The sequence below is a fragment of the Pseudoalteromonas sp. Of7M-16 genome (assembly GCF_022347805.1).
Classification (GTDB): domain Bacteria; phylum Pseudomonadota; class Gammaproteobacteria; order Enterobacterales; family Alteromonadaceae; genus Pseudoalteromonas; species Pseudoalteromonas luteoviolacea_F.
On the sequence record NZ_JAKRFY010000002.1, the window covers coordinates 306,796 to 326,948 of the forward strand.

The 20,153-nt window shown below is 43.1% G+C and carries 21 protein-coding genes and 10 tRNA genes; 6 read left to right on the forward strand and 25 right to left on the reverse strand.

The window, feature by feature from the left end:
* Positions 1-83: 83 nt before the first annotated feature.
* The 20 genes from MHN81_RS03330 to aspS form a co-directional block, all read right to left on the reverse strand.
* Positions 84-159, reverse strand: a tRNA-Lys gene (locus MHN81_RS03330).
* A gap of 26 nt (positions 160-185) precedes the next feature.
* A tRNA-Lys gene (locus MHN81_RS03335) sits at positions 186-261 on the reverse strand.
* A gap of 23 nt (positions 262-284) precedes the next feature.
* A tRNA-Lys gene (locus MHN81_RS03340) sits at positions 285-360 on the reverse strand.
* A 25-nt stretch (positions 361-385) separates the two neighbouring features.
* Positions 386-461: transfer RNA gene (locus MHN81_RS03345), tRNA-Lys, on the reverse strand.
* Positions 462-484: 23 nt separating this feature from the next.
* Positions 485-560 (reverse strand) — tRNA-Lys (locus tag MHN81_RS03350).
* A gap of 25 nt (positions 561-585) precedes the next feature.
* A tRNA-Lys gene (locus tag MHN81_RS03355) sits at positions 586-661 on the reverse strand.
* A gap of 23 nt (positions 662-684) precedes the next feature.
* A tRNA-Lys gene (locus MHN81_RS03360) sits at positions 685-760 on the reverse strand.
* A gap of 27 nt (positions 761-787) precedes the next feature.
* Positions 788-863, reverse strand: a tRNA-Lys gene (locus MHN81_RS03365).
* Between the two features lie 21 nt (positions 864-884).
* Positions 885-960, reverse strand: a tRNA-Lys gene (locus tag MHN81_RS03370).
* A gap of 24 nt (positions 961-984) precedes the next feature.
* Positions 985-1,060 (reverse strand) — tRNA-Lys (locus tag MHN81_RS03375).
* Positions 1,061-1,211: 151 nt separating this feature from the next.
* Positions 1,212-1,967 (reverse strand): tol-pal system protein YbgF, encoded by a 756-nt coding sequence (ybgF, locus tag MHN81_RS03380; RefSeq protein ID WP_023402199.1) that lies wholly within the window; start codon positions 1,965-1,967, stop codon positions 1,212-1,214.
* Between the two features lie 17 nt (positions 1,968-1,984).
* Positions 1,985-2,518 carry a peptidoglycan-associated lipoprotein Pal gene (gene pal / locus MHN81_RS03385; protein ID WP_023402200.1) on the reverse strand — a complete coding sequence of 178 codons (534 nt, stop codon included), beginning with the start codon at positions 2,516-2,518 and terminating at the stop codon, positions 1,985-1,987.
* 41 nt (positions 2,519-2,559) lie between these two features.
* Positions 2,560-3,873 (reverse strand): Tol-Pal system beta propeller repeat protein TolB, encoded by a 1,314-nt coding sequence (gene tolB / locus MHN81_RS03390; protein WP_231105444.1) that lies wholly within the window; start codon positions 3,871-3,873, stop codon positions 2,560-2,562.
* Positions 3,874-3,927: 54 nt separating this feature from the next.
* Entirely contained in the window at positions 3,928-4,869 is a 942-nt protein-coding gene (tolA, locus tag MHN81_RS03395) for a cell envelope integrity protein TolA (protein ID WP_023402202.1), read from the reverse strand.
* Positions 4,869-5,297, reverse strand: coding sequence for a protein TolR (gene tolR, locus MHN81_RS03400; protein ID WP_023402203.1), 429 nt, complete (start codon positions 5,295-5,297; stop codon positions 4,869-4,871). The genes tolA and tolR overlap by 1 nt, the downstream gene beginning before the upstream one ends.
* Positions 5,284-5,988: a protein TolQ gene (gene tolQ / locus MHN81_RS03405; RefSeq protein ID WP_023402204.1), complete on the reverse strand. Its 705-nt coding sequence runs from the start codon at positions 5,986-5,988 to the stop codon at positions 5,284-5,286. The genes tolR and tolQ overlap by 14 nt, the downstream gene beginning before the upstream one ends.
* Positions 5,989-6,794: 806 nt before the next feature.
* Positions 6,795-7,796, reverse strand: coding sequence for a Holliday junction branch migration DNA helicase RuvB (gene ruvB / locus MHN81_RS03410; protein WP_023402205.1), 1,002 nt, complete (start codon positions 7,794-7,796; stop codon positions 6,795-6,797).
* Positions 7,797-7,798: 2 nt separating this feature from the next.
* The gene (gene ruvA / locus MHN81_RS03415; protein ID WP_023402206.1) at positions 7,799-8,416 is read right to left on the reverse strand and encodes a Holliday junction branch migration protein RuvA; all 618 of its coding nucleotides are present in this window, start codon (positions 8,414-8,416) and stop codon (positions 7,799-7,801) included.
* A 2-nt stretch (positions 8,417-8,418) separates the two neighbouring features.
* Positions 8,419-8,940 carry a crossover junction endodeoxyribonuclease RuvC gene (gene ruvC, locus MHN81_RS03420; RefSeq protein ID WP_023402207.1) on the reverse strand — a complete coding sequence of 174 codons (522 nt, stop codon included), beginning with the start codon at positions 8,938-8,940 and terminating at the stop codon, positions 8,419-8,421.
* Positions 8,941-9,050: 110 nt separating this feature from the next.
* Entirely contained in the window at positions 9,051-10,832 is a 1,782-nt protein-coding gene (aspS, locus tag MHN81_RS03425) for an aspartate--tRNA ligase (RefSeq protein WP_239425042.1), read from the reverse strand.
* Between the two features lie 195 nt (positions 10,833-11,027).
* On the opposite strand from aspS, the gene MHN81_RS03430 reads away from it, so the two are divergent.
* A complete protein-coding gene (locus MHN81_RS03430) occupies positions 11,028-11,876 on the forward strand; it encodes a DUF72 domain-containing protein (RefSeq protein WP_023402209.1) in 849 nt (282 codons plus the stop codon).
* A 68-nt stretch (positions 11,877-11,944) separates the two neighbouring features.
* Positions 11,945-12,145 (forward strand): hypothetical protein, encoded by a 201-nt coding sequence (locus MHN81_RS03435; RefSeq protein WP_023402210.1) that lies wholly within the window; start codon positions 11,945-11,947, stop codon positions 12,143-12,145.
* A 41-nt stretch (positions 12,146-12,186) separates the two neighbouring features.
* On the opposite strand, the gene MHN81_RS03440 is transcribed toward MHN81_RS03435, so the two are convergent.
* Positions 12,187-12,603 (reverse strand): GFA family protein, encoded by a 417-nt coding sequence (locus tag MHN81_RS03440; RefSeq protein ID WP_023402211.1) that lies wholly within the window; start codon positions 12,601-12,603, stop codon positions 12,187-12,189.
* Positions 12,604-12,673: 70 nt separating this feature from the next.
* Here MHN81_RS03440 and MHN81_RS03445 point away from each other — a divergent pair, with 70 nt between their 5' ends.
* Complete coding sequence (locus MHN81_RS03445; RefSeq protein WP_036977442.1) at positions 12,674-13,186, forward strand: YgjP-like metallopeptidase domain-containing protein; 513 nt, start codon at positions 12,674-12,676, stop codon at positions 13,184-13,186.
* Between the two features lie 44 nt (positions 13,187-13,230).
* On the opposite strand, the gene MHN81_RS03450 is transcribed toward MHN81_RS03445, so the two are convergent.
* The 3 genes from MHN81_RS03450 to MHN81_RS03460 form a co-directional block, all read right to left on the reverse strand.
* Positions 13,231-14,028 carry a M48 family metallopeptidase gene (locus MHN81_RS03450; RefSeq protein WP_023402213.1) on the reverse strand — a complete coding sequence of 266 codons (798 nt, stop codon included), beginning with the start codon at positions 14,026-14,028 and terminating at the stop codon, positions 13,231-13,233.
* A 440-nt stretch (positions 14,029-14,468) separates the two neighbouring features.
* Positions 14,469-15,077, reverse strand: coding sequence for a nucleotide exchange factor GrpE (gene grpE, locus MHN81_RS03455; RefSeq protein WP_239425043.1), 609 nt, complete (start codon positions 15,075-15,077; stop codon positions 14,469-14,471).
* 58 nt (positions 15,078-15,135) lie between these two features.
* The gene (locus MHN81_RS03460; protein WP_023402215.1) at positions 15,136-16,080 is read right to left on the reverse strand and encodes a transcriptional regulator; all 945 of its coding nucleotides are present in this window, start codon (positions 16,078-16,080) and stop codon (positions 15,136-15,138) included.
* Positions 16,081-16,173: 93 nt separating this feature from the next.
* On the opposite strand from MHN81_RS03460, the gene nadK reads away from it, so the two are divergent.
* The 3 genes from nadK to recN all read left to right on the forward strand — a co-directional run bounded on the left by nadK (position 16,174) and on the right by recN (position 19,440).
* Positions 16,174-17,058, forward strand: coding sequence for an NAD(+) kinase (nadK, locus tag MHN81_RS03465; RefSeq protein WP_239425044.1), 885 nt, complete (start codon positions 16,174-16,176; stop codon positions 17,056-17,058).
* Positions 17,059-17,120: 62 nt separating this feature from the next.
* Positions 17,121-17,702 (forward strand): hypothetical protein, encoded by a 582-nt coding sequence (locus MHN81_RS03470; protein WP_023402217.1) that lies wholly within the window; start codon positions 17,121-17,123, stop codon positions 17,700-17,702.
* 61 nt (positions 17,703-17,763) lie between these two features.
* The gene (gene recN / locus MHN81_RS03475; RefSeq protein WP_023402218.1) at positions 17,764-19,440 is read left to right on the forward strand and encodes a DNA repair protein RecN; all 1,677 of its coding nucleotides are present in this window, start codon (positions 17,764-17,766) and stop codon (positions 19,438-19,440) included.
* Positions 19,441-19,492: 52 nt separating this feature from the next.
* Here the strand turns inward: recN and MHN81_RS03480 are convergent, their stop codons facing one another.
* Positions 19,493-20,083 carry a cytochrome b gene (locus MHN81_RS03480; protein WP_036977435.1) on the reverse strand — a complete coding sequence of 197 codons (591 nt, stop codon included), beginning with the start codon at positions 20,081-20,083 and terminating at the stop codon, positions 19,493-19,495.
* Between the last annotated feature and the right edge of the window lie 70 nt (positions 20,084-20,153).

Genomic DNA, 20,153 nt, shown 5'->3' on the forward strand with positions numbered 1-20,153 from the left:
ATTATACGAAAAATACGGAGATAATCCTAGTAAATGACAAGATTAGGAAAGAATATTTAAGAATAAAAGAGTCGTAAAGGAAATGGTGGGTCATGATGGACTCGAACCATCGACCAATGGATTAAAAGTCCACTGCTCTACCAACTGAGCTAATGACCCGCTCGAGGAAATTTTTTAAACTTGAATGGTGGGTCATGATGGACTCGAACCATCGACCAATGGATTAAAAGTCCACTGCTCTACCAACTGAGCTAATGACCCGCTCGGGAAGTTTTAATCTTGAATGGTGGGTCATGATGGACTCGAACCATCGACCAATGGATTAAAAGTCCACTGCTCTACCAACTGAGCTAATGACCCGCTCAAGAATTTTTTTAAGCTTAAATGGTGGGTCATGATGGACTCGAACCATCGACCAATGGATTAAAAGTCCACTGCTCTACCAACTGAGCTAATGACCCGCTCGGGAAATTTTTAAGCTTAATGGTGGGTCATGATGGACTCGAACCATCGACCAATGGATTAAAAGTCCACTGCTCTACCAACTGAGCTAATGACCCGCTCGGGTATCCAGATTTAAGCTAATGGTGGGTCATGATGGACTCGAACCATCGACCAATGGATTAAAAGTCCACTGCTCTACCAACTGAGCTAATGACCCGCTCTGGATATTTATATGCTTAATGGTGGGTCATGATGGACTCGAACCATCGACCAATGGATTAAAAGTCCACTGCTCTACCAACTGAGCTAATGACCCGCTCGAGGATATGAAGACAACTTAAAATGGTGGGTCATGATGGACTCGAACCATCGACCAATGGATTAAAAGTCCACTGCTCTACCAACTGAGCTAATGACCCGCTCGGGAATTTTAAGCTTAATGGTGGGTCATGATGGACTCGAACCATCGACCAATGGATTAAAAGTCCACTGCTCTACCAACTGAGCTAATGACCCGCTCATATCAAATTTAAGCAAAAGTGGTGGGTCATGATGGACTCGAACCATCGACCAATGGATTAAAAGTCCACTGCTCTACCAACTGAGCTAATGACCCACTCATTGCAGCAAGAAGTCGATACCGTATCGCCTGCTGCGGGCGCTTATAATACTTATTTAAAATTCTAGTGCAACTGAATTACGCTGTTTTTTTTAAATTTTATGTCTAAGCGCCTATTTTTACACCACTGTGTACATAAAGCAGCTGATTACAGCTTAGATAACCGCTCTGTTGCTAATTTTGCAGCAGTCGTACTTGGGTATTCTTTTATCAACGCATTGAATAATTGCGTCGCTTTGGCCTTATCACCTGCATTCGCAGCCAGAGTACCCAGCTTTAGCATCGCATCAGGGCGTTTGTTTGAATCAGGAAACTGTTCGACCACAATAGTAAAGTGCTTAATTGCTTCCGCAGGCTTGCTCTTAATTGATTGTAGCTGCCCTAGCCAATAATGTGCATTTGGAATATACACAGACTCTGGGAATTGTTGCAAAAAGCTCTGAAACTCTGGAATAGCCGCATCATAGCGCTTATCTTTCATAATTAAGGCAACGGCGCGGTCATAGGCTTCATTTTCAGACAGGTTTGAGCTTACTGCTTGTTCACCCACTGTTGGAATGGCAGTAGCTGCTATATCCGACTTAGTTTGCTCGTAAACTTGGCTAACACGATTTTCAATTTCTTGATAAAGCTCGCGCTGACGCTGTAGTACCTTTTCAAGCTTATAACTTTGCTCATCGGTAAAACCGCGTACTTGGCTTACTTCGTCTTGCAATTGCTGCAACTGTAATTGAAGATCTGCTTGCACTCGATTCCGATTAGTCATCATTTTTTCAAGTTCAGCAACGCGCTGTTCAAGCGACTTTTGATTATTTGCAGCATCATAAACAGTAGCGGGAGCTGCCCAGACTTGGGAGCTCCCGCTAAGAAAGATGATGGCTGCCAAAATAGTTTTCGGCTTCATAACATCTCTTGTCTAAATTAGTATACCAATACCGCGCGACGGTTCTTAGCAAAAGCTTCTTCAGTGCGCGACTTAACCATTGGCTTTTCTTCACCATAGCTCACTACTGAGATTTGGCTATCAGAAACACCTAGGCTCTCAAGGTATTTAGCAACAGACTTACCACGGCTCTCGCCAAGTGCAATGTTGTACTCAGGAGTACCGCGCTCATCCGCATGGCCTTCAACAAGTACTTTTACGCTTGGGTTTTTAACTAGGAAGTCTGCATGTGCTTGTAGTAACTCAACATATTCGCTACGTACTGTAGAGCGGTCAAAATCGAAGTATACGATTTGCTCTTGACGCAACTGAGTGTACTTCTCTTGTAATTTCTCTTCAGCAGTTTTTGGACGGTCGATTGTATTTACATCAACCTTGTCGTTGCTGTTAGAAGCAGCATTGGTTTGCTGGCTATCACCACCTTCAACATCACCAGATGATGAGCTACATGCAGCTAAAGTCATTACAGGCAACGCTACCAATAAAGCCTTTAAAGTTTTGTTAAGTTGCATCGAGTATATTCCTATATCTTTATAAGTCTAACCAGTAAAAATTACTGTAAAAATGGCGACCAGGCCGGTGCCTTCACTTGCCCGTCAAGCACAGGCAGTCTCGCTTTAAAGCGACCGTCCATCGACACCAGGGCCAAAACCTGCTTATTATTATGCAGGGTACTGTAAATAATCATAGAGCCGTTCGGCGCAATACTCGGTGATTCATCGAGTCTCGTACGAGTTAACACCTGAAACAGCCCTGAATCAAATTCTTTCTTTGCTATATGGTACTGACCTAGCGTGCGATTTACCATTACTAATTGTTTACCATCCGGCGTAATTGAACCCGCTAAGTTCATATCACCATCGAATGTAACGCGTCTAGATCTACCAGAGTCTAAATTTAACTTATAAATCTGGGCATTACCACCCCTTTCAGACGTATACACAATTTCTCGGCCATTTGGGTGCCAACTTGGCTCGGTATCTATACTTCTATGCTTAGTTAAGCGCTTTTCCACGCGTGTTTCTAAGTCAATTACATAGACTTCTGTCGCGCCGCCTTTGTCTTTTGATAACACGACCAGCATCTGTGAGCCATCAGGTGAAAACTGTGGCGCTCCGTTAATACCGGGATAGCTGGTTAACTTTTCACGTTTACCGGTATATATATCTTGAATATAAACTTGTGATTGGCGATTTTCAAAAGTCACATAGGCCAGCTTATTGCCATCAGGTGACCAAGCTGGTGACATTAATGGTTCTTTCGAACGCAGTAACACCTGCTCATTAAAGCCATCGTAGTCGGCAACAACTAGCTGATACGGCTTATCTTGCTCTTCACGAACAATCACATACGCAATTTTTGTTCTAAATGCACCACGTTCACCTGTCAGTGCTTCGTAAACCACATCACTGATCTGGTGTGAATAGTAGCGGAACGAATCACTATCGATCACACTTTGGCGACTTTCCAAAATATGGTCTTGGCTTTTCATTAGTTTGCCATTACTCATCATACGCGTTTCACCACCGGTGATCTGAGCACGCAAGACATCAATTAGCTCATACTTAACCAAATAGCGATTAGCCGGTTGCTGAGTGATTGTGCCAACGACGATTGCTTCGACACCTAGACTAACCCATGCATCGTAATCCACATCTTCATCCGTAGTAGGCAACTGTGGCATTTGCTCTTCAGAAACAGCCTTAAATTTGCCGCTGCGCATCAAATCAGCCGCGATGACTGTGCTTATCTCTGAAGGGACGCTACCGTTGCCGATGTATTTAAAAGGCACAACCCCAATTGGTCTTGCGCTGTCTACACCTTCAGTAATGACGATCTCAAGTGCCGCATGAGCCAAAGTCGTCATACCAAAAGCAAAAACCAGAAATATGTTTTTAAAATGCTTTAACATGGTTTTCCTTTAAAGATTTGGTTTAATCGTTAAATTAATATTTTTAAGCTGTTCAAAAACATCTTTGTCTTTTGAAACAGGCAGTGTATCCGCCATGCGCACGGCCCTCAGTGCCGCTTCGCACACTAACTTATCTCCCCCTAATGATTTTGCTTGAGTCACAAGACCATTAAAGCCTAGGCGTATGTTCAAGCGACACTGTTTTCCTTTCATCTTCTCATCAATAAGTAAGTTAGATTGAATACGTTGCATTATAAGTGCTTTGTACTTGTCTACTTCGCCAAGCACTTGTTGTTGTCTAATTTTTGCGCGCGCAGCCTGCTCTTGAGCTAACTGCTCTTGTAACAATTGTTCTTGCAATGCTTTTTGTCGTGCTTGCTCAGCTTCTTGTGCTTTGCGCTTCGCTTCTTCTTCTTGACGCTTGCGCTTGGCTTCAGCTTCTCTTAAACGGTCTTCCTCAGACTTACGCTTTTCTGCCGCCGCTTTTGCTGCTTGTTCAGCCTGCAACTTTTCCTTTCTAGCCTTTTCTGCATCCGCGCGTTGCTTTTTCTCTACTTCTCGAGCCTTTTTGGCTTGAGCTTCAGCTTTGCGCTTTTCAGCAAGTTTAGCCTGACGCTGTTGTTCAAGTTTTTTAATCCTACGGGCCTCAGCTTCTCGGTCTTTTCGCGCTTGCACAGCACGGCGTTCCAAATCGCGAATACGCTTTTCTTCTGCACGCTTTTGTGCATCTTCTTTGCGCTTCAATTCTGCAACCTTGCGCTCTACAGCCTGTTGGTCTACAGAAATTGCAGACACCACTTTTTCATCCGGCGTCTCTTCCATAACCGGGTTTAATTGCACTTGCATGACCGTAGGCTTTGACATTTGTAGGTTAGCCGACGCGAACAACATACCAGCTAACGCGAAGTGAAGCAGAAACGACTTGATAATTCCGCTTGTTAACGCATCCATTAATTATCCTCGAATGATTTTGTCATAAGCCCCACAGATGGCACACCTGCATTTTTCAAAAAGTCCATCAGCAGTAAAACTTCTTGATATGACACGCGACCAGATCCTTTAATCATTACTGGCGTATCAGGGTTTTGTTGCAATTTAAGCTTTATAACCGCAGCGACTTCTACTGCATCCATTGGTGCTTCTGGGTTTGTGCCTACAGACACGTAATATTTCCCTTCAGCATCAATGGTGGCGATTATTGGTGGCGCATCTTGGGTTTCAACCAGATCGGATTCTTGCATTTGGGGTAAATCAACTTTTACCCCATGGGTGATAAGCGGTGCTGTTGCCATAAAGATGATCAGCAGCACCAACATGACATCAATGTAGGGAACTACATTGATCTCAGCAACCGGTCTTCTTTTTTTAGGCTGATACATTGGTTTTGCTCTCCACTAAAGTGGCTGCTTGACGATGCAAAATATTGGCAAACTCTTCCATAAAATTGGCATAGTTCACTTCCAGTTTTTCTACATGTTTCGCAAAACGGTTGTACGCCATCACCGCAGGGATTGCAGCAAATAGGCCCATTGCAGTTGCGATCAGCGCTTCTGCAATACCTGGCGCAACCATCTGCAGAGTTGCCTGCTTAACATTACCTAAAGCGATGAAAGCGTTCATGATACCCCATACAGTACCAAATAAGCCTATGTAGGGGCTGATAGATCCAACTGTAGCAAGAAAAGACAAACTCGACTCTAGCTTTTCTACTTCTCGCGATAACGCTACACGCATCGAACGATGTGTGCCATCTAAAATCATATTTGCTGAGCCCGTGTTATTCTTCTTATGCCTTGCAAACTCTTTGAACCCAGCAACAAATAACGCTTCTAATCCTTTCGAACTGCCTGATCGTGCCGTGATTTCATTATATAACTTACCTAAGTCCATACCTGACCAAAATTGTTGCTCAAACTTACGGGCATCACTTTGTGCTTCAGCAATCACAGAGCGGCGCTGGAATATAATCGCCCATGAGGCGATGGACATGCCGACTAACGTCAACATAACAAGTTGAACCAACACACTGGCTTCTAAAATTAGATCGATGAAATTTAAACCCGATTCCACGTTTTAACACTCCTAATAATATTGTGTACCCGGCATGGCGCCTTTCAACAGATAGACTTCAAGCACGACAAAAGGTTCAGGTAGTTTAACCACACAAATAATGCCTTACAACGTCAAAGCTATAAAATTAGCTTAAATGTCGATAAATAACACAATGCTTCATCCTACGACACTTATGCCCCTAAATAAGGATATTTTTCACATAAATCCATTTGGTTTGTTGCTTTTACTGTTTTATTAACATTTTTATTCTTCGCCGCCAAAGAGAGCGTAAATATTTACTCGCCCTGCATAAATGCAAGGATTTATTCACTTTGCGCGAATAAATGCTCAAAAACACATTGGTAATACCAATTAACAACAGATTATCTAATATTTACATTTTGCGCATAAATAGTACAAAGCCTTATATTTCATATATTTATAAAACACAATATTGCATACTTTCGACTATGTAAGAAATAGTAAATACATTTCGCATTAGTTTTTTTTATTCGAAAGTTGCAATTTTTCTAGTTTGATAACGAACCAGAATATCTCTAATATACACCCTGTACTGAGCGCACTGCTTAACGCAATGCAAAGCCAGTTACCGAGTGATAGAGTTCTGATTTACTCTGTTGCTTTTGATGAGAAACTTTTGGATAAAACCTTAACAGACTCATCAGTTCCCTGGATTACTTCCTTCAACTTGTTGTTTTCGCCCGCACACATGTGCGGGCTTTTTTTTGCCCAAAATTTGGCATTGCTAGGAAATAACGCATGCAAATAAAAAAGCCACAGTAAAAACTATGGCTCAATGAGAGTTACTCTCTGGAAAGGTCAAAGTGTAGATAAGCTCGGTCTGAAACAATACGCCCTCTTGGCGTACGTTGGATAAATCCTTGCTGGATTAGGTAAGGCTCTATGACATCTTCAATGGTTTCTTTTTCTTCCCCTATTGCAGCAGCTAAGTTATCAAGACCAACAGGGCCACCTGTAAACTTCTCAATAATTGCCAGCAAGTACTTCCTGTCCATATAATCAAAGCCACATTTGTCGACATCCACCATATCGAGCGCTTGGTTTGCAATGTGCTTGTCAACGCTACCATCACCTTTTACATCAGCAAAGTCTCTTACTCGCCGCAACAAACGATTGGCGATCCTCGGAGTACCGCGTGCCCTTTTAGCAACTTCACGCGCACCTTCTTCGGTTGTTTCTAGATTTAAAAAGTGTGCCGAGCGGCTGACAATTTGTGATAAATCATCGACCGAGTAAAACTCAAGCCTTTGCACAATACCAAAGCGATCTCGCAGCGGTGACGTCAATGAACCTGCGCGTGTTGTTGCTCCCACCAAAGTAAAGGGAGGTAAGTCCAATTTAATTGAACGCGCAGCAGGTCCTTCGCCTATCATGATATCTAGCTGGTAATCTTCCATTGCCGGATACAGAATCTCTTCAACTTGAGGGCTTAGGCGATGTATCTCATCGATAAATAACACATCACCTTCTTCAAGATTTGTTAGCATTGCTGCCAAATCTCCTGCTTTTTCAAGCACAGGCCCTGAAGTCGTCTTTATGTTTACACCCAATTCATTGGCGACAATATTGGCAAGGGTCGTTTTGCCGAGCCCAGGAGGTCCAAATATCAACAAATGGTCTAACGCTTCGTCTCTCGATCTTGCCGCTTCAATAAAGATTTCCATTTGCTGTTTAACATGAGGCTGGCCTGTGTAGTCACTCAGCAGCTTAGGGCGAATAGCCCTATCAATTTGCTCTTCATTACCTTGAACTTCAGGTTCTATTAGTCTGTCTGCTTCTATCATAATTACATCATAGATCTAAGGGCTTCTTTAATAATGGTTTCTGTATCTAAACCTTCGCCTTTCACTGCTTTAACTGCTTTTTGTGCTTGCGCAGCTTTGTAGCCCAAAGCCACCAGCGCAGCAATTGCGTCATCCGCAGGTAAGTTACCCACAGTCGGATTGTCCTGAGGTGGAATAACTGCATTGTCACTGAATGGCGTGAACAAGTCATGGCCAAAGTCTTTCAACTTGTCTTTCATTTCTAAGACTAGGCGTTCAGCGGTTTTTTTCCCCACTCCCGGGATCTTAACCAGTGTAGACGCATCACCTTGATTAACACAATGTACAAATTGCTCGGCCGACATCCCTGACAAAATCGCCAAAGCTAACTTAGGTCCCACACCATTCGCTTTTATCAGCTCTCTAAATAGCGCCCGTTCAGTTTTATGATTGAAGCCAAAAAGCAACTGGGCATCTTCGCGAACAACAAAATGAGTGAATATTGCAGCTGGCTGACCTGTACTTGGTAGCTCGTAGAAGCAAGTCATTGGCATTTGTACTTCATAGCCCACACCATTTACATCAATCAAAATTTCTGGCGGTTGCTTCTCTAATAAAGTACCACTTAATTTACCTATCATAATTATCTTAACCTTCCACGAACTGTTTTCTTAGCATTACCTGCCAAACGAATTAAGTTTTGTTCAGAGTGCGCATGACAAATTGCAATCGCTAAAGCATCTGCAGCATCTGCTTGAGGTGTACCGGGTAACTTTAAAATGCGTTTAACCATTTCTTGCACCTGAGTTTTATTTGCACCACCTGTGCCAACCACTGCCTGCTTAATTTGTCTCGCTGAATATTCATGGACAATGACATCTTGCATCGTCGCAGCAACAATGGCCGCTCCTCGCGCTTGCCCAAGCTTTAATGCAGAATCTGGGTTGTGCGCCATAAATACTTGCTCTATCGCAAAGCTGTCCGGTGAAAACTGTTCTATTAATTGGCTTATACCTTGAAAGATCATTTTTAACCGAGTTGGGAAATCATGCTCTCCAACTTTAATACAGCCACTACCAAGGTACTTAAATTTTGCACCTTGATGCTCAATAACGCCGTAACCTGTAAACCTCGAACCAGGGTCTATGCCCAAAATAACTGCCAAGGCACTGCCCTCTTTGCTTTTTTCAACATCATGCCAAAATACTGTATGGATTTCCAGTGTTAAACAAAAAAGGCGGCTATTAAAGCCGCCTTTTCATAGAAAGTCAGTGATTACTGCTCTACACTTTGTTCTTGTTGTGCTTGCACTGCAATCGCAAGCTCAGTTAATGCATCTGGGTTTGCAACACTTGGCGCATTGGTCATCAAACAAGATGCCTGAGTTGTTTTAGGGAATGCAATCACATCGCGAATATTATCTGTACCACATAACAACATCACAAGGCGGTCAAGGCCAAACGCCAAACCAGCATGTGGTGGTGTACCATACTTCAGTGCATCGAGTAAGAAACCAAACTTATCTTGCTGCTCTTGCTCTTCAATACCTAAAATTCTAAATGCTGCTTGCTGCATCTCGTTGTTGTGGATACGAACTGAACCACCACCGACTTCATAGCCGTTAAGTACCATATCGTACGCATCAGAGATCGCTGCCGCAGGGTTTGCTTCGAGTTCTTGTGCACTGATATCTTTTGGCGCCGTAAACGGATGGTGTACAGCATGCAAGTTACCTTCGTCATCTTCTTCAAACATCGGGAAGTCAACAACCCAAAGCGGTGCCCACTTGTTAAGATCAGTGATCTCTCTGTCCAAACCAACTTTCAAACGTAGTGCACCCATTGCTTCGTTAACAACATTACGCTTATCAGCACCGAATAGGATGATATCGCCAGTTTGTGCATTTGTGCGCTCTAGTAAAGCGCTGATCACGTCTTCGTTTAAGAATTTAGCGATTGGTGATTGTACACCTTCCATACCTGCATCACGGTCATTCACCTTCATCCAAGCAAGACCTTTCGCGCCATAAATTCCAACGAACTTAGTGTACTCGTCGATTTGCTTACGAGACAATTCAGCACCACCTGGCACAGTTAGTACAGCAACGCGACCTTTTTCGTCGTTCGCAGGACCAGCTAGTACTTTAAACTCGACATCTTTAACGATATCTGCAACGTCGATAAGTTCTAGTGGGTTACGCAAATCTGGCTTATCCGAACCAAAACGACGCATCGCTTCTTCATATGGCATCGTAGGGAATTCACCTAAGTCTACATTCAGTAGCTCTTGCCACATTTCACGGATCATGCGCTCTGTTACTTCACGTACTTGATCAGAGCTCATAAATGACGTTTCTAAATCGATTTGAGTAAATTCAGGCTGTCTGTCAGCACGTAAATCTTCATCACGGAAACATTTTACGATTTGGTAATAGCGGTCAAAACCAGACATCATTAACAATTGTTTGAATAGCTGTGGTGATTGCGGCAGTGCGTAGAAGCTGCCCTTGTGTACACGGCTTGGTACCAAATAATCACGCGCACCTTCTGGTGTTGCTTTAGTCAATACTGGCGTTTCAATGTCTAAGAAATCATTGGTATCTAGGAAACGACGAACAAAGCTAGATGCCTTCGCTCGCAGTTTAATTCGATCGCTCATTTCTAAACGACGAAGATCTAAGTAACGGTACTTTAGACGTCGCTCTTCTGAATTTTGCTGATTGAAGTCTAGCGGTAAAGGTTCAGAGCGGTTAATGATCTCAAGGCCTGTGCCAAGGATTTCAACTTCACCTGTCGCCATGTCTTTGTTAACTTGGCTGTCAGGACGCGCACGTACACTACCTGTCACTTTCACACAAAACTCTTGACGCAGCGTATTCGCAACATCCATCAAGCCTTCAACTTCTGGGTCAAAAACAACTTGAACCAAACCTTCGCGGTCTCTTAAGTCGACGAAAATTAATCCACCTAAGTCACGGCGCTTGTTGATCCAACCACATAATTCGACTTCTTGACCTACGTGGTCTTTATTTAAATTTCCGCAGTATATAGAGCGCATATCGTTCCTATTTGCTTAGGCCTGCATGAAAAGTGCTATTCAGCCTATCGCTATCGTAATTAACAAAAATAATCGCCAATTATATAAAACTGGGGGGCTTTGTCATCCTTATAAAGCAAGGAATCTTCGCAAAGTTGATTTTTTTAGGTACTCTCAATTTGATAAACTCAAAAAAAAGCACAAACGAAGATAACTATGTTGTATTTAGGTTGCCCACAATGGAGCTCATCGCACTGGAAAGGACGTTTCTTTAGTAAACACTGCAGTAATGCAAATATGCTCAGCGAATACTCAACTATGTTCAATAGTGTTGAAGGCAACACCAGCTTTTACGCAAACCCAAAACCTGAGACCGTATTACAGTGGAAGAACGCCGTCCCTGATGACTTTAAGTTTACTTTCAAATTACCTAAACTCATCTCTCACGAATTGGCACTGCAAAATTGCCAAAAAGAGCTAGCAACCTGGTTGAGCCTATTCGCACCGCTGTTTGATCAAATAGGCATGGTCATGTTACAGCTGCCGGCAAGTTGCGGACCGGAACACCTATCAAGAATACAAAGCTTCATTGCACAATTGCCGCGTGAACTATGCCTTGGCATAGAGGTGCGCAATTTGGCGTTTTTTCGAAAAGACGACCATGAAAGACGCTTAAACCAATTTTTGATGAGTAATGGCATTAACCGCATCATGATGGATACACGCCCTCTATTTAGCGAAGCGCCGAGCACAACAGCTATTGAAGACGCACAGCGTAAAAAGCCACGAGTACCTGTCAACGTAATTGCTACGGGCAATCGCCCCATGTTGCGCTTTGTTGGCTGCTCTGTACTTGAGAATAATCGACCTTTTTATCAACCTTGGTTAAAAAAGATAGATACCTGGATAACACAAGGAAAGGAGCCTATCGTTTTTTTCCATACTGCGGATAATTACGACGCACCGCTGCTTGCAAGGCAGTTTATTCAAGATTTAGGTATAGAGCACAAAGTCCTCCTGCCTTTTCCAGCAGAACAACAACCTACACAGCAGTCATTGCTGTGAAGTTTGACAGCGCACCTTAAGACTGGCAAGGTGAAATTGGATTATATAAAAATAAATAAGGACTAACCATGATACTCAAACTACAAAAAAAACCAGTCAAAACTCTATCTTTCGATAAAGTACGTCTCCCAAAAGCCCAGACTAACGAAGTTGCCGGCGGCCAGATTGGGGGCAACTCCCGTGCATCAGACTGCTGCCAAGCAGCCTTAGGCCCTAGTGGTGGTAATTCTCGTGCGTCAGACTGCTGCACGATGGAAACTTACAAATAATAGGAAGTGAGTGCGCCGCACTCACCTTTTCTACAACCGAATTACTTAACTTTCATTCTTCCCGGTTCAAATTCGTCATAGTGGGGGATCTGAGCATTTATTTCGTCCCAATTTGCTTTTGACGACACAAAATTATGTGACGCGGGTCGCTCTTCAATATCCGAATCAAGTATCCCAAGCCTTAGACGTAATTTTTCCGGTAGTTCAGCGTTGGAACTAAACACAGGAGACGCACAGCGGCTGCAAAAATGCCTCAGCTTGCCAGGCTTAAAGGCATAGGATTGGATCAACTCCTTGCCCGCTACTATTTTCAATGAGGACGTCGCAATAAAACCATTGGTCGCATAGGCCGTTCCGCTGGACTTTCTACACAGGGAACAATGACAGTGAATAATACTTTCAATGGGCCCATTGATCTCTAGCTGAACCGCATTGCATAAACAACTCGCCTTATACATTTACTCTTTTCCTTGCGTTATAATCACGCGATAGAATACGTTTAAAACGGCCATGTTCCAAGCGCAAAAAATGCAACAATTAAAGTATTTCCAGCACTACCCCGACAGTTTACAAGCCCAGGTGAAAACACTGATAGCAGATGAGAAGTTGCAGCCTTATTTCAAAAGCAAATATCCGTTGGGCCACCAATTACAAAATCAGCAGGCCCTATATCAATATTGTACGGCCTTAAAACAGCGTTATCTGAAGAATACACCACGATTAAATAACGTCAGTTTTAACAAACATACCGATATGATGAAAGGGACGCTCGGTACTCATACTCACAAGCAGCACCGCCATGGCCAAAAGCTGAAAGCGCGCTACGATATAGCATTGAACAACCAGCTAAAGTACGCGCCAGAAGCAATATTACGCGCCTTAATCGTGCATGAGTTAGCCCACTTCAAACATGCCGAACACGACAAAGCATTTTACAATTTGTGTTGTAATATGGAGCCCGACTATCATCAATTAGAATTAGACCTGCGGCTATTTGTGGTATTGGATGAGCTGGGGTTAAACTTTTATACGCAGAGTTAATGTGTGACAAAGGCAAAGCGTTGCTTGACCTTTGCCAAACTCGATTACACCTTACAATGCGGCTTTAACCCCTGTTGCTGAGCCGCTCTAAACAAATTGTTGGCTTCAGCCATTTTACTGTTTAACTTTTCTATTCTGTTGTCAGGTGATGGGTGTGTCGACAAAAACTCCATAGGCCTATCTCCACCCAGCTTTTCCATATTTTGCCAAAGCTCAACCGACCCTATGGGTTTAAAGCCCGCCTTTGCCATGAGTTCAAGACCTATAATATCGGCTTCACTTTCGTGCGCTCGGCCAAATGGTAATGCCACGCCAACTTGTGCCCCAACACCGAGTCCTTGCATAATGGCGTTGCGGTACTGTACATCATTCATTTCTAATACCGCATTGCTCACCTGTAAACCCGCTTGTAAAAAGCTACTTTGCGTCATGCGTTCATTACCGTGCTGTGCAATTACATGACCAACTTCATGGCCCATCACTGCCGCCAGTTGATGTTGATTTTTGGCTACTTTTAACAGTCCTGTATGTACGCCAATTTTCCCACCAGGCAATGCAAATGCATTCGCGCTGTCATCTTTAAATACCACAACTTCCCAGTTTTGCTGAGCGTATTTATTTGGCAGCTGAGCTATCAGTGCATCTGCAATACATTTTACATATTGATTTGTTTTTGTATCAGCTTCGATAGGCTGTTCTGTTTTAATCTGATCAAAGCTCGCCGCACCCAACTCATTCATTTTATGCTCGGGGAACATCATAATTTGCGTTCTTCCCGTTGGTGATGTTTTACATCCACTCAGCAGCGCAGCTGCCAAGATACAAACGACTACTCGTTTCATAATACTTCCTACGTTATTACTGGCTCGCTATTTAAACTCAATAATAAACTACAACGGATGAATTTGACTAGAGACAACAAGTCGACTTACACCCCCTCCTGTTGTTTACCAGCTTACTACTGAGATTTAAACTGATTAATCAACGTACCTTCAGTACCACAAAGGTGCCGACGGTGATCCTTCATTGTTGCTGCTCGCTGTTGATTGTTTGATACAAGCCCAATGTTTTGCTCCTTGCATATGGGAAGTCGCTTCTTGTAACAAGTAACCGACCAGTGCCAAAAGTGTGCCTGTTATACAAGTTACTTTTTCATTTTACGAAACTTTCCTTATCGCATTTGTGATCTAGTAACAATAAAAAAGGGCCACCAACTAATTGGCAGCCCTTTTAACTAGTATTGTTAACGATTAATAACGTACTATTAAAGTAATTCAGTACGTTACTCAGCAGCTTTAGATACCATTACCATTGCTGGACGCAATAAACGACCGTTTAAGGTATAGCCTTTTTGCATGACAGCCAGCACAGTATTAGGTGCTACATCATTGCTTGGCTGCATTGACATTGCTTGATGGAACTCTGGAGAGAACGTTTCGCCTTGAGGGTTAACCGCTTCAACACCAAACTTGCCCAGCGCTTCTGAAAAGCTCTTTAATGTCATCTCAATCCCTTCTAGGATTGATTTTGTCGCGTCATTCTCTTTATCAGCAAATTCGATTGCACGCTCAAGATTGTCAATCACTGGCAGTAACTCATTTGAGAATTTCTCAAGTGCAAACTTGTGCGCTTTTTCAACATCTTGTGCTGCACGGCGACGCATATTTTCAACTTCCGCCGCAGCGCGTACTACACCGTCTTTTTGGCCTTCAATCGTTTGCTTTGCAGCTTCAAGCTCAGCGTATAAACCAGCAATTTCTTCTTCAGGGCTCACTTCGCCTTGTTCAGACTGTGGCGCTTCTTCCTGTGCTTGCGCTTCAGCAGCTTGTTCTACTACTTCTTCTTGTGCAGTTTCTTGTTCCTGCTCTGGTGCTTTTGTCTGCTCAGACATGAAAGTTAATCTCCGATTCTTTACAACTGCCGTAATTATGGGGATTGATTTTTTAGTTTCAAGAGTCTTTTTGCTCGATACGGCTAAATTCGTCAATTATTGACTCAATTGGCGCCTCTGAAGGACACACCACACAAAAACGACTTTGATATTCTTGGTCCATAAAATAAGGAACACTTAAAATTACGTACCGCGATAAACTGTCGGCATCAATGTCGCTTCCAAGCAACACCGAAAGGCCATCACGAAAAGCGAGCTTATCTTCGACTTGGTGCAAAAATGGCACGCCGAGGCTGACATCATTGCCCTGCTCCAAGCGGTTGTATATATGACGCTCACCTACTACGATACTGTTGTCAGTTCCCAATTGAAGGCTCAGCTCACGTGTCCACTGAGATAACAACTCTCGGCAATTAGGCATAGCACTGTTGGCCATCGCGCGCATACGATGCAACCCTTCTTTGAGTGTTTGCTGACTAAATACCGTATTCATCCACAGCGCAAATTGATATCGAATTTCATCAGAGTTATCTGCGGGCTTATTGATACAAATATTTTGTGATTGCCCAGCTTTATCGATAAGTAAAACAAGCCAATGTTTGCGGTCAAAGTCCAAGACCTCGACACGAAACACTTTTTGACTGCTCACTTGAGGTAATCCAACGACACAACACACTTGATAATGCTGGCTTAGTGAATGTGCCAAAGTAACCAATTGCTCTTGTTCTGGTTGCCAGTAAGTCGCAATCGTATCTAATTCAAAATACTCTTGTAACCAGTATTTGATGCCAATATCTGAAGGCACTCGACCAGCTGAAGTATGGGGTGAAAATAACAACCCCTGATTTTCTAATCGAGCCATCGCATTGCGTACAGTCGCAGAACAAATGGCCATACCTTTCATCTTAGCAATTTTACTGGACGCGACCGGAAGTCCTTCACCGTTACAGTAAAGTGTCATCACAGCCGAGAAAACTTGTTTATCACGAGCACTTAATTTCATAATTATTTATGTTGGGGTGAATTTCAAAGTTTCAAGCGCTTCAATTTTAAGATAATCTTGGGTGAGATTACACACCAAGGATTTGCGTTAAAAATGAGCACTCCATTTACCACCATCGGCCTTATTGGCAAACCGAATCATGACGGCGCGGCTCAGACCTTACATCGCCTTTACACTTTTTTGCAAGCGCTAGGTTATGAAGTTTTTGTAGAGCGCCGCGCAGGCAGACAACTTAATGTATTACAAGATAGCCAGTTACTAGACCTTGTAGAGCTAGGTGAAAAGTGTGATCTGGCCGTCGTTGTTGGCGGTGACGGTAATATGCTTGGCGCTGCCCGCGTACTTGCGCGGTTTGATGTCGCCGTTATCGGCGTGAACCGGGGTAACCTTGGGTTTTTAACCGATTTAAATCCTCATGACTTTGAACCTGCACTAGAACAAGTACTCAGTGGCAAATTTGTTGAAGAGCACCGCTTCCTCCTAGAAGTCGAAGTCTACCGCCATGCGCAACTCAAAAGTGCTAATTTAGCTGTCAATGAAGCTGTTTTACATGCCGACAAAGTCGCACATATGATAGAGTTTGAGGCTTTCATTGACGATCAGTTTGTATTTTCTCAGCGCTCTGATGGTTTGATTGTCACAACGCCCACAGGCTCAACAGCCTATTCATTGTCTGGTGGAGGCCCTATTTTAACACCAGAGTTAAATGCCGTGGCACTGGTTCCCATGTTTCCCCATACACTCTCAAGTCGTCCTTTAGTCGTTGATGCTAACAAACAAGTTAAACTCAAACTCAGCGCTGAGAACACAGCTAGCTTACAGGTTAGTTGTGATAGTCACGTGGTGTTGGCCTTACTACCAGGTGATGAAGTGGTGATTAAAAAAGCAGCACAAAAGCTAAGACTTATTCATCCAACGAGCTATTCCTACTACCATGTTCTTAGAGAAAAACTAAATTGGGGCAGTAGGCTTTACTAAAGCTAATTAGTTAAGCAGAATAGAGCAGATTTATTTTCTAATTTAGGGAAAAGTAATACAACATGAGTTACATAGTGTTTGTATCGATAGTGTTGCTCATCACTATCCTTGGTGTTTACATGGTCATTGAGAACAATCGACAAAAAGCCCGTGACGCTGAGAAAAAAATTTTCAATGAGCGTGTGAAAGATATCTCTTCGTTATACAAAAGAAAAATAGCAGAGTACGTAGACTGTAAACTGATTAGGCCAAAACATGCACCTAAGTTCAACGCCATCGTCAGTAACTTTTTTGTTGTGCAATCACACAACGAGGAAAACTTGGCACGTCTAGAGAAGGTCAGTGAGCACTTGTTGAGCCAAATAGGTTCTGAGCTTAATAAGTGTCGTAGTAACGACAATGTAGAGTTGTTAAGTGAACAGCTGTTTTTATTTGCCGCTGAGCTGCCATCAGCTGGTATAGCGTACAATAAAAATTTTTATGTAGAGATACTCCCTGCATTAATCTCTCGTATTCAAACTCCTGATACTCATGAGAAAATTGAGCATGAAGTTGAAGTGGATGGTGAAGAAAAAATTGAGCCAAACAATGATGGCGAACATGCATCACCTCAACCAAGGCAAGCGGCCGATATAATCAATTAAAAGTTGATTTTTGCAAAAATGCTGTATAAATTAACAGTAAAATACTGTTTGGATATACAGCATGCTTACCAGTTTGCAAATTAAAAATTTTGCCATAGTCAGTGAACTCAACATTGACTGGCGTTCTGGCATGACAGCCATCACTGGTGAAACCGGTGCTGGTAAATCAATCGCCATTGATGCCTTATCCCTATGTCTTGGTGAACGCGCAGATGCAAATGCCATCCGCCCAGAGAGCAGTAAAGCGGAAATTTCAGCCCAATTTGATATTCGCAATTTACCACAAGCACAAAAATTCCTCTCAGAGCTCTTGCTTGATGATGAGGAGCAAAATTGCATTTTACGGCGTGTAGTCACCCGTAACGGCCGCAGTAAAAGTTTTATTAATGGCACATCCGTGACCGCAGCTCAGCTCAAAGAGCTAGGGCAAATGCTCATTGCTATTCATGGCCAACACGCCCACCAATTACTTCTCAAACCGGAACATCAACTTGGTTTATTAGACGCGTACGCTGGGCATCAGAATCTTCTTGGCGCGGTTAAAGCGCAATTTAACCACTACTATAAGTTACAAAGAGAGCATGCCAATTTACTCAAACAACAACAAGCCCAAGCAGCTAAAAAACAGCTATTAGAGTATCAGGTTGAGGAACTTGATGAGTTTGCTTTGCAAGAAGGCGAATTTGAACAAATTGAAGCAGAGCACAACCGTTTAAGCCACGCACAAACTCTAGTAGAAAGCTCGCAAAGAGAGCTAATGAGTTTATACGAACAGGACGACCAAACAGTGCTCGGTCAATTGCAGCATAGTGTACAAACTTTCAGTGAATTAAGTACGTTAGATAAATCACTTGAAGGCATTAGCCAGATGCTCAGTGAAGCAGCTGTACAACTGGAAGAAGCATGTCGAGAGATCCGCAGCTATGGAGAAAGCGTTGAGCAAGATCCAATAAGGCTGCAAGAGATCGAAGAGCGGATCACACAGGCAATGGCACTGTCTCGAAAGCATCAAATTCAGCCAGACCAGCTCGCTTCACATCATTTAGCCTTAAAGCAAGAATTAGACAACATTTGTTCAGATAACGCGCGTATTGACGACTTAGAACATGAAATTGCTGAAGCCCTGCATGCGTACCATATCTCTGCAAGCCAGTTGAGTGACAGCAGAGCAAATGCAGCTGGCAAATTAAACACACTGATCACCCAAAGCATGCACGAGCTTTCAATGGAAAATGGCCGGTTTGCCATTGAATTAAGTAAAGATGCCGACAGACGCCCCAATGAGCTGGGCATGGATAACATCGAGTTTTTAGTGTCAACTAATCCAGGACAACCAATGCAGGCCCTTGCAAAGGTGGCTTCTGGCGGTGAGCTATCTCGGATCAGCCTTGCAATTCAGGTAATTATTGCTAATAAGGTCACCACACCGACTTTAATATTTGATGAAGTAGATGTCGGGATTTCAGGACCTACCGCCTCTCAAGTTGGTAAACAATTAAGGTTACTCGGTAACTCCACACAAGTCATTTGTGTAACACACTTGCCTCAAGTTGCCTGTAGTGGTCACCAACAGTTTTTTGTCCAAAAAGCGGTGAACAATGCGCAAACATACACCTCTATGGTGCCATTAGATATGCATCAACGCGTAGATGAGATAGCCCGATTGCTTGGCGGGGACAGTGTCAGTGACACCACCAGAGCCAGTGCAAAGGAGCTGCTGAGTGTGCAAAGCTGCTAAAACAGCGTGCATGTAAGTGATATCTCTTGTCGATATCACTTACATTTTTTATTTATGGTGCACTGGATGTCATTTTTTTCAGTGTCCGGTCTTTTTTCACATAGTGATGAAAAAGTGCAGCGACGACATGACCTGCTATTAATAACCAAATCAACCATGCTCCGAGTATGTCTTTGTGAATAAAATCAATGGGCTTCTCAAATTCCTTAAAGGTAAGCCCTAGACCATCTAGAACAAAGTATTGAAACAGAGCCGTGTCCTCGAATTTCGGGATCTCTAATAAAAAGAAAAACTCCGTATTTGCACCTGTCCCAATATACCCAGTCACAGGTGCGATAATCATGATGGCATACAAAGCGTAGTGACCCGCATGCGCTGCCAAATGTTCCACTTTGGTGCCGGGTTCCGGCGCTGGCGGTTTATTCATTGCTCGCCACAGGAGCCTCAACAAAACAACAACCATAATGGATACACCAAATGATAAATGCAGCTGCAATGCCGTCCAGTTCTCGGAGGTTTTTGCCTCAGTAAACCAATGACGATAATACACGCTCATATAGGCTGCCAAAAATAATATCGCTGTTATCCAGTGGATCCACTTGGCGATGGTACCATAATCCGTGTCTGTATTTTTTAGTGTCATAAATACCTCAATCATTTCCCGAAATATAACCAAGCTATAAGAGATTATTTTAATACTAACCCCCATAAGT